The organism is Pseudolysinimonas sp., from assembly GCF_044239695.1.
Taxonomy (GTDB): Bacteria; Actinomycetota; Actinomycetes; order Actinomycetales; family Microbacteriaceae; genus Pseudolysinimonas_A.
In genome coordinates this window covers 1-8,545 of record NZ_JBIIAW010000112.1, presented here as the reverse complement: position 1 = coordinate 8,545, position 8,545 = coordinate 1, and the positions used below count along the sequence as shown (strand labels likewise).

Annotated in this window: 9 protein-coding genes; 5 read left to right on the top strand and 4 right to left on the bottom strand. The window is 69.5% G+C overall.

Translation table 11 applies throughout. The features are described from left to right. The 3 genes from ACILQS_RS13880 to ACILQS_RS13870 all read left to right on the top strand — a co-directional run. Nucleotides 1–956, top strand: a 956-nt coding sequence (locus ACILQS_RS13880; RefSeq protein ID WP_395640722.1) for a hypothetical protein, incomplete at its 5' end; no start/stop codon positions are given. A gap of 91 nt (nucleotides 957–1,047) precedes the next feature. Beyond that, a complete protein-coding gene (locus ACILQS_RS13875; RefSeq protein ID WP_395640721.1) occupies nucleotides 1,048–2,853 on the top strand; it encodes an ABC transporter ATP-binding protein in 1,806 nt (601 codons plus the stop codon). Continuing rightward, nucleotides 2,850–4,655: an ABC transporter ATP-binding protein gene (locus tag ACILQS_RS13870; RefSeq protein ID WP_395640720.1), complete on the top strand. Its 1,806-nt coding sequence runs from the start codon at nucleotides 2,850–2,852 to the stop codon at nucleotides 4,653–4,655. Before ACILQS_RS13875 ends, ACILQS_RS13870 begins: the two co-directional genes overlap by 4 nt. Nucleotides 4,656–4,739: 84 nt before the next feature. Here the strand turns inward: ACILQS_RS13870 and ACILQS_RS13865 are convergent, their stop codons facing one another. Together ACILQS_RS13865 and ACILQS_RS13860 are read right to left on the bottom strand one after the other, a co-directional pair. Beyond that, complete coding sequence (locus tag ACILQS_RS13865; protein ID WP_395640719.1) at nucleotides 4,740–5,054, bottom strand: MGMT family protein; 315 nt, start codon at nucleotides 5,052–5,054, stop codon at nucleotides 4,740–4,742. A gap of 5 nt (nucleotides 5,055–5,059) precedes the next feature. Then, on the bottom strand, nucleotides 5,060–5,512 hold the full coding sequence (locus ACILQS_RS13860) for a GNAT family N-acetyltransferase (RefSeq protein WP_395640718.1): 453 nt from the start codon (nucleotides 5,510–5,512) through the stop codon (nucleotides 5,060–5,062). A 118-nt stretch (nucleotides 5,513–5,630) separates the two neighbouring features. Between ACILQS_RS13860 and ACILQS_RS13855 the strand changes: the two genes are divergently transcribed. After that, complete coding sequence (locus tag ACILQS_RS13855; protein WP_395640717.1) at nucleotides 5,631–6,848, top strand: NADP-dependent isocitrate dehydrogenase; 1,218 nt, start codon at nucleotides 5,631–5,633, stop codon at nucleotides 6,846–6,848. Next, nucleotides 6,848–7,261 (top strand): hypothetical protein, encoded by a 414-nt coding sequence (locus ACILQS_RS13850; RefSeq protein WP_395640716.1) that lies wholly within the window; start codon nucleotides 6,848–6,850, stop codon nucleotides 7,259–7,261. Before ACILQS_RS13855 ends, ACILQS_RS13850 begins: the two co-directional genes overlap by 1 nt. A gap of 20 nt (nucleotides 7,262–7,281) precedes the next feature. Here ACILQS_RS13850 and ACILQS_RS13845 read toward each other — a convergent pair whose 3' ends face one another. Next, nucleotides 7,282–7,854, bottom strand: coding sequence for a YdeI family protein (locus ACILQS_RS13845; protein ID WP_395640715.1), 573 nt, complete (start codon nucleotides 7,852–7,854; stop codon nucleotides 7,282–7,284). A 26-nt stretch (nucleotides 7,855–7,880) separates the two neighbouring features. After that, nucleotides 7,881–8,534 (bottom strand): NUDIX domain-containing protein, encoded by a 654-nt coding sequence (locus ACILQS_RS13840; protein ID WP_395640723.1) that lies wholly within the window; start codon nucleotides 8,532–8,534, stop codon nucleotides 7,881–7,883. Between the last annotated feature and the right edge of the window lie 11 nt (nucleotides 8,535–8,545).

Sequence of the window (8,545 nt, the reverse complement as noted above, 5' to 3'; positions counted from 1 at the left end):
CGGCCCCCGGCTCGCCGGTCGGGCGTCCCCATCCGAGCCCGGGCGGCATCGCCGCGCTCGCCGCTGCCGTGCTGTTCGCCCTCGTGCTGATGGGGATGTGGGCGGCCGGGGCGACGACGGCGATCTACGGCGTCGCGACCCTCGCCGTGCAGCTCGTTCTGCTGATCGGCGTCATCGCCGCCGTCGTGACGGCGCGCGGACGGCGCTTCGGATCGATCGCGCTCGCGATCCTCCTGCTCGTCAACGTGGGGACGATCGGCGCGGCCAGCGCGGTGACCCGGCCTCCCGCCGCCACCGTCGCCGCTGATCCCGAAGCCGACTACTGGGCCGCCTACCTCGGCATCCGCGATCAGTACGTCGACGACATCCTGGCGCGCGCGTCGCTCGAGGAGGTGACGCGCACGGGCGACGAGCTGCTCGAGGCGATCCGTGAGCGGCTGACCGCGCGCTACGGCTACGACTGGGTGCGGGGCGTTCCCGGGACGACGCGGCACGAACGCAACGGCTACGGCGGCGAGTCGATGCTCGTGACCTACGACTCCGACAACTGGGCGACGACGGAGCCGATCACCGACCACGAGCAGAAGCTCGCAGTCATGGGCACGATCGACGAGGTGATCCTCGGGTACGGCTTCTCCGATCTGTACGCCCTCAACGACCCGTCCGACGGCTTCGATCCCGGCACCCTCGAACGGTTCTACGGCAGCACCGACATCCGCACGCAGTCGGTGTGGGAGTGGGTGAGCGTCGACGGCGCGGGTCTCATCCGGCTGTATGCGACCCTCACCGACCTCAGCAACGACGATGCTGGACGGTTCCGCGCGACCCGTGAAGGGCAGGTCGCCGACAGCGGCGAGCCGCTCGAGGGGCTGCGGATCTCGATCTACGTGCCCGAGGTGCTGAGCGACGCCGACGTCGACGAGTTCCTCGACCGCATGGCGGACTATCCGTACTGAATTCCCCTCGCGGCCGGAGCGCGGGCGGGTCTAGTCTGGAAGGCTGCCCCGGCGAACGCATCGGATGCTGTCGGGGCGGCACCTCCTCCTCATGCCTGACACCACCACGCCTCCCCGCTCCGGAACGGTGCGCACCCTGTTGCGCCTGATGCCGTTCGTCCGTCCTGCCCTCCCGCGGATCGTGCTCGGCATGGTGTCCGCGCTGCTCGCCGGCCTCGTCGCGCTCGGCATCCCGCTCGTACTCCAGGTACTCGTCGACGGCCCGCTCGCCACCGGCGACGCCTCGCAGGTCTGGCCCGCGGCGATCGTCGTGCTCGTGCTCGGCGTGCTCGAGGCGGCGTTCATCATGGCGCGCCGGTTCTTCGTGCTGACTCCGGGCACGCACGTCGAGGCCGCGATGCGCACGACGCTGTACACGAAGTTGCAGGATCTGCCGGTGGCGTTCCACGACAAGTGGCCGAGCGGCCAGCTGCTGTCGCGGGCGATGAGCGACCTCGGCCTGATCCGCCGCTGGCTGTCGTTCGGTGTCGTGCTGCTCGTCGTGAACCTCGTGACGATCGTCGTCGGCTCGGTCGTGCTGTTCTTCTGGAACTGGATGCTCGCGCTCGTGTTCCTCGTCTGCTCGATCCCGCTCTGGATCTACGGCTACGTCTTCGAGCAGAAGTACTCGATCGTCGCGCGTCGCTCGCAGGACCAGCAGGGCGACCTCGCGACCGCCGTCGAAGAGAGCGTGCACGGCATCCGGGTGCTCAAGGCGTTCGGCCGGGGGAAGTACTCGCTCGAGAAGTTCACCCGTCAGGCCGACGAGCTGCGCGGCACGGAACTCGACAAGGCCCGGGCGATCGCGAGCATCTGGTTGTGGCTGCTGCTCGTGCCCGACGTCGCGTTCGCACTCTGCCTCGGCGGCGGCGTGTGGCTCGTCGCCCAGGACCAGATGACGAGCGGCGCCCTGCTCGCCTTCTTCGCGACGGCGACGGTGCTGCGCTTCCCGATCGAGTCGATCGGTTTCCTGCTGTCGATGACCTTCGACACCCGCACGGCGGTCGACCGGCTCTTCGAGGTGCTCGACGAGCCGAACCCGATCACCGACCCGGCGGCCCCCGACACCGTCGCCGAGCCGCGCGGGCGCCTCACCTTCGACGACGTGCACTTCCGCTACCAGGATGCCGCCGGCGACCTCGTCGATCTCGTGAACGGCGTCGACCTCGAATTGGAGCCTGGCGAGACCATGGCCCTCGTCGGGCTGACCGGTTCGGGCAAGACCACGCTCACGGCGCTCGTCACGCGGCTCTACGACGTCTCGAGCGGCGCGATCCGGCTCGACGGCGTCGACATCCGCGATCTCACCCGCGAGGAGCTGCGGCGCCGCGTCGCGATGGCGTTCGAGGATGCGACGCTGTTCTCGGCGTCGGTGCGCGACAACGTGCTGCTCGGACGACCGGAGCTCGAGCCCGGCAGCCCCGAGGCCGAGGCGGTGCTCACCGAGGCGCTCGAGATCGCCCAGGCCGAGTTCGTCGTCGAGCTGCCCGACGGCGTCGACACGACCGTCGGCGAGGAGGGGCTGTCGCTCTCCGGCGGCCAGCGGCAGCGGCTCGCGCTCGCGCGCGCCGTCGCGGCGAACCCGTCGGTGCTCGTGCTCGACGATCCGCTCTCGGCCCTCGACGTCGACACCGAGGCCCGCGTCGAAGCCGGACTGCGCCGCGTGCTCGCCTCGACGACCGCCCTCATCGTGGCGCACCGGCCCTCCACCGTGCAGCTCGCCGACCGTGTCGCGCTGCTCGAGAACGGGCGGGTGACGGCCGTCGGCACGCACTCCGAGCTGCTCGCCACCAACGCCCACTACCGCTACGTGATCTCGTCGCTCGAGCCCGACAACACCCGGGAGGTGGAGAAGTGAGCGTCACCGGCGTCGAAGGCGAGGAGCGCGGCGACTACACGCGCGCCGAGAGTAAGCTCATCCGCGCGCGCTCCCTGCGCCTGCTGGGGTCGCTGCTGCGGCCCGTGCGTGCCCGCGTCATCCTCACTCTGCTCGTCGTCGTGGTGAGCACAGCCGCCCAGGTGGCGGGGCCCGCGCTCATCGCGCTCGGGATCAACCAGGGGCTGCCGGCGGCGCTCGACGGCGACTTCCTGCCGCTCGGCCTCGCGGTCGGCGTGTACCTCGCGACCGGCATCCTCGGGGCGGTGCTGATCGCCTGGTACACGATCCTCTCCGCGCGGGTGAGTCAGGCGATCCTCTTCGACCTGCGCCGCCGGGTGTATCTGCACGCGCAGCGGCTGAGTCTCGAGTTCCACGAGAGCTACACGTCCGGCCGCATCATCGCGCGTCAGACGAGCGACCTCGAGTCGATCCGCGAGCTGCTCGACTCCGGCCTCAACGGTCTCGTCCGCGGGGTGCTCTACATGACCTTCGTCGGCGTGGCCCTCGTGGCGCTGGACTGGGTGAGCGCGCTCGTCATCGCCGGTGCGCTCGTGCCGCTTGCCCTCCTGACCCGGTGGTTCCAGACGCGCTCGCAGCGCGGGTTCCGGCTGACGCGCGTGGTGTCGGCGCGGGTGATCGTGAAGTTCGTCGAGACGATGACCGGCATCCGGGCCGTCAAGGCGTTCCGCACCGAGAGCCGCAACGACCGCGAGTTCGGCGGACTCGTCGAGGACTACCGGGATGCCAACGCCAAGGTCATCAAGCTGTTCGGCATCTTCGACCCGGGGCTGATCCTGATCGGCAACACGGCCGTCGCGGTCGTGCTGCTCGTCGGCGGCTTCCGGGTCATCGACGGCGCCCTCGAGATCGGCACGCTCCTCGCGATCCTGCTGTACACCCGCCGCTTCTTCGACCCGATGGAGGAGATGGCGATGTTCTACAACTCCTACCAGGGCGCGGCGGCGGCGCTCGAGAAGATCTCGGGCGTGCTCGAGGAGCAGCCGAGCGTTCCCGACCCCGTGCAGCCCGTCGACCTCTGGGAGGCGCAGGGCGCGGTCGACTTCCGCGACGTGCGCTTCGCCTACCGCGAGGATCGCGTCGTGCTCCCCGACTTCTCGCTGAGCATCCCGGCCGGGCAGACGGTCGCGCTCGTCGGATCGACGGGGGCGGGCAAGTCGACGCTCGCGAAACTGCTCGCCCGCTTCTACGATCCGACGACCGGCGTGGTCGAGCTCGACGGCGTCGACCTGCGTCGCCTGCACCCGAAAGACCTGCGGCGCGCGATCGTCATGGTCACCCAGGAGGCATACCTGTTCAGCGGCTCCGTCGCCGAGAACATCGCGCTCGGCAAACCCGACGCGACGATCGAGGAGATCGTGGCGGCCGCGAAGGCGGTGGGGGCGGATGCCTTCATCCAGAAGCTCCCGAACGGCTACGACACCGACGTGAACAAGCGCGGCGGACGGGTCTCGGCCGGACAGCGGCAGTTGCTCTCGTTCGCGCGCGCCTTCCTCGCCGACCCGGCCGTACTCATCCTCGACGAGGCGACCGCGTCGCTCGACATCCCGTCGGAGCGCCTGGTTCAGGAGGGCCTGACCACCCTGCTCGCCCACCGCACGGCGATCATCATCGCGCACCGCCTGTCGACCGTCTCGATCGCCGACCGGGTGCTCGTGATGGAGCACGGGAAGATCGTCGAAGACGGCACCCCTGCCGACCTGATCGCCGGCACCGGGCGCTTCTCGAAGCTGCACGCCGCCTGGAGAGACTCTTTGGTTTAGTGCGCCGCCGCTTCTGCGGCGCACGCCGCTCCGCGTGACGAGCGCGGTCGTCACGCTCCGCTGGTGGTCTCGTGCGCCGCCGGGTTACTCCGGCGAGTGGCGGGCAAGGCGGAGGTTCACCCGGTAGCCGTCGTCGGAGGTGACGAGCGGGGTGCCCTCGGCGCGGAAGTGCTCGAGTGCGCGGTCCTCATGACCGGCGGCGGGGTGGCCGGAGGCGCGGATGACGCGCCACCACGGCACGTCGGCCCCGTACCAGGACATGACGTTGCCGACCGCCCGGGCCGCGCGCGAGCCGAGCACCGCCGCGACGTCGCCGTAGGTCATCACGCGACCCGCCGGGATCGTGGCGACGACATCGAGCACCGCTTCCGTGAACTCGGCGGAGGGAGCGGCCCGCATCGGGATCAGAGCTCGAGCGCGCCGAGGTTCTCGCCGAACGGCGTCTGGCCGACGACCCGGAACCCGACGGATTCGAAGAACGCACCCGGCCCGCCGTCCCCGGACGCCCAGACGACGGTGGCGCGCGAGAAGCCGCGCGTGCGCGCCTCGTCGGCGAACGCCTCGATTGCGAATCGCCCGACGCCGCGGCCCTGCGCCTCGGCGGCCACGTTGATGCGCCAGATCGCGGCGCGCAAGTACTCCTGGGGCGCGTCCTGGTCGAACGCGCCCATGATGTAGCCGACGACCTCGTCGCCGTCGCGGATCACGCGAGGCCAGGAGCCCGCCGGATCCAACTGCTGCTCGGCGTCGGTGTAGGTCGCCGGTTCGAGGAAGGCCTCCTGACCGGGCTTGAGGGTCAGGCTGTTCGCGGCCGAGATCGTCCCGGCGGTCAGCTCTTCGATTCGCAGCTCGGCCATGCCCCCAGGCTAACCCGGGATGCCGACCAGGTATCTCGATGTCGAGATATCTCGGCGAGGCGATAGGCTGGTCGACGGCCTCCACAAGGGGCCGAACCGGTCGAGAAGGAGTAGTCACGTGGTCGCGAAGATCAAGGTCGAGGGAACGGTCGTCGAGCTCGACGGCGACGAGATGACGCGCATCATCTGGCAGTTCATCAAGGACCGCCTCATCCACCCCTACCTCGACGTGACGCTCGAGTACTACGACCTCGGCATCGAGCACCGCGACGCGACCGACGACCAGGTCACGATCGACGCGGCCCACGCCATCCAGAAGCACGGCGTCGGCGTGAAGTGCGCCACGATCACCCCCGACGAGGCCCGCGTCGAGGAGTTCGGCCTCAAGAAGATGTGGAAGTCGCCGAACGGCACCATCCGCAACATCCTCGGCGGCGTGATCTTCCGTGAGCCGATCATCATCTCCAACATCCCGCGTCTCGTGCCGGGCTGGAACAAGCCGATCATCGTCGGCCGCCACGCGTTCGGCGACCAGTACCGCGCCACCGATTTCCGCTTCGAGGGCAAGGGCACGCTCACGATCTCGTTCCAGCCGGAGGATGGCAGCGAGGCCCAGTCGTTCGAGGTCTTCCAGGCGCCGAGCTCGGGCGTCGCGATGGCGATGTACAACCTCGACGACTCGATCCGCGACTTCGCGCGTGCGTCGCTCAACTACGGCCTGCAGCGCAACTACCCGGTCTACCTGTCGACGAAGAACACGATCCTCAAGGCCTACGACGGCCGGTTCAAGGACATCTTCCAGGAGATCTTCGACGCCGAGTTCAAGGCCGACTACGACGCCAAGGGCCTCACCTACGAGCACCGCCTCATCGACGACATGGTCGCCTCCGCGCTCAAGTGGGAGGGCGGCTACATCTGGGCCACCAAGAACTACGACGGCGACGTGCAGTCCGACACCGTCGCGCAGGGCTACGGATCGCTCGGCCTGATGACCTCGGTGCTCACCACCCCCGACGGCAAGATCGTCGAGGCCGAGGCGGCCCACGGCACCGTCACGCGGCACTACCGCCTGCACCAGCAGGGCAAGCCCACCTCGACGAACCCGATCGCCTCGATCTACGCCTGGACCCGCGGCCTCATGCACCGCGGCAAGCTGGATGGCAACCAGGCGCTCATCGACTTCGCGCAGACCCTCGAGGATGTCGTCATCGCCACCGTCGAGAGCGGCAAGATGACGAAGGACCTGGCCACGCTCGTCTCCGACGACCAGCCGTACCTCACGACCGAGGACTTCCTCGCCGCGATCGACGAGAACCTGAAGGCGAAGCTGTCCTGATGACGGAGCACGAGCTGCACGGGATGTGGGCGAAGGCCCGCACCCATGTCATCACGTCGCAGCTCGCGCCGACACTGCTGCTCGCCGCGACGATCTGGTTCGTGATCGAGGGTCTCGGCGCACAGCCGGGTCCGATCAAGGTGGCCGCCGCCCTCGTGCTGCTCTCCAGCGGCATCCTCGGGGCGGTCGTGCAGATCTCGGCGGCTGGTGAGGCGCAGGCCATCGCCGCCGACCTCGCCGCGCTCGCGAAGCACGGCGAACTGAGCGCCGTGAGCACCCGCATCATCGCCTCCGCGAAGTGGACCGTCGTGGTGCGCGTCGTGACGCCGGTGATCTTCACGCTCACCTACCTCGCGCTGCTCTGGGCGATCTTCGCCCCGCCGGCCGTCGGCGGGATGATGCCCGCGAACTGATCCGCTCGCGCGCCCGTGCGTCAGCGGTAGTGGCGTTCGCCGCGTGCGGCCTTCTCGACGACGTCGACGATGCGGGCAGCGCGGATCGCGGGGGTCTTGATGGTGGCGATGCGGGAGTAGACCAGGAAGCGGTCGAGCGCCGTCATCGATGCGAAGTAGGCCGCGGCCTCCGGGTTCGCGTCGAGGGCGGCCTGCAGGTCGTCGGGCGCAACGGCTCCCTTCTGCCGGTAGGCGGCATCCCATCGCCCGTCGGCCTTCGCGCGTTCCACCTCGGCGAGACCGCCGGGGCGCATGCGGCCCTCGGCGATCAGCCGGGCGACGTGCTCGCGGTTGATCTGCGACCACGGGCTGTTCTTGCGCCGCGGGGTGAACGCCTGCAGCGTGTAGTCGTCGTCGAACCGGGCGGTCTGTCCGTCGATCCAGCCGTAGCAGAGGGCGACGTCGAGCGCCTCCTGCCAGGTGATCCCCGGAGCCGCCGACGACTTCTTGCGCAGCTTCAGCCGGATTCCGGTGTCTGGCGGGTCGTCGACGAGGAACTGCTCCCACTGCTCGATCGTGAACTCGTGGATCGGCTTGTCGGCGAAGCTCACCATGCGGCGAGCCTAGGGATACCCACCGACTAGGCAGGTGCGAACGGGCCGCGCAGGGTCGCCCACTGCAGCAGCAGGATGGTCTTCGCGTCGACGATGCCCGACCCGATCTGCCCCAGCGCGTCGTCGAACGAGAGCTCGACCACGTCGATGTGCTCGCCCTCGTCGACCAGTCCGCCGCCGGCGTGCAGCCGGGTCGAGGCGTCGTAGCGCGCCGCGTAGAAGTGGATGCGCTCGGTGACCGAGCCGGGGCTCATGTAGAGGTCGAACACGTGCTCCAGCTCGAGCACCTCGTGTCCGGTCTCCTCGATCGCCTCGCGGCGGATCGCGGTCTCCGGGTCGTCGGCGTCGAGCAATCCGGCGGCCGTCTCCAGCAGCATCCCGTCGGGGTGGTCGTTGACGTACACCGGGTACCGGAACTGCCGGGTCAGCAGCACGGTGCGCCGGTCGGGGTCGTAGAGCAGGATCGTCGCCCCGTTGCCGCGGTCGTAGGTCTCGGCGACCTTCGGGATCCACATGCCCGCGGCATCCTGCTCGCGGAACGAGGTGCGGCGCAGCACGTGCCAGCCGGCGGCGAGCAGTTCGACGCCGTCGATGACGACGCGCGGATTGCGATCGAGGCCGAGCCCTGTCAGGTGCAGGCCGGTGCGACCGCGGTGGTCGGGTTCGTCGGCGCCGAGCATCCCCTCAGCGT

Excerpts from the sequence above, each read along its gene's own strand:
- ACILQS_RS13865 (WP_395640719.1), bottom strand. The coding sequence starts at position 5,054 with ATGCGGGCCGCTCCCTCCGCCGAGTTCACGGAAGCGGTGCTCGATGTC.
- ACILQS_RS13860 (WP_395640718.1), bottom strand. The coding sequence starts at position 5,512 with ATGGCCGAGCTGCGAATCGAAGAGCTGACCGCCGGGACGATCTCGGCC.
- ACILQS_RS13845 (WP_395640715.1), bottom strand. The coding sequence starts at position 7,854 with ATGGTGAGCTTCGCCGACAAGCCGATCCACGAGTTCACGATCGAGCAG.
- ACILQS_RS13840 (WP_395640723.1), bottom strand. The coding sequence starts at position 8,534 with ATGCTCGGCGCCGACGAACCCGACCACCGCGGTCGCACCGGCCTGCAC.
- ACILQS_RS13875 (WP_395640721.1), top strand. The coding sequence starts at position 1,048 with ATGCCTGACACCACCACGCCTCCCCGCTCCGGAACGGTGCGCACCCTG.
- ACILQS_RS13850 (WP_395640716.1), top strand. The coding sequence starts at position 6,848 with ATGACGGAGCACGAGCTGCACGGGATGTGGGCGAAGGCCCGCACCCAT.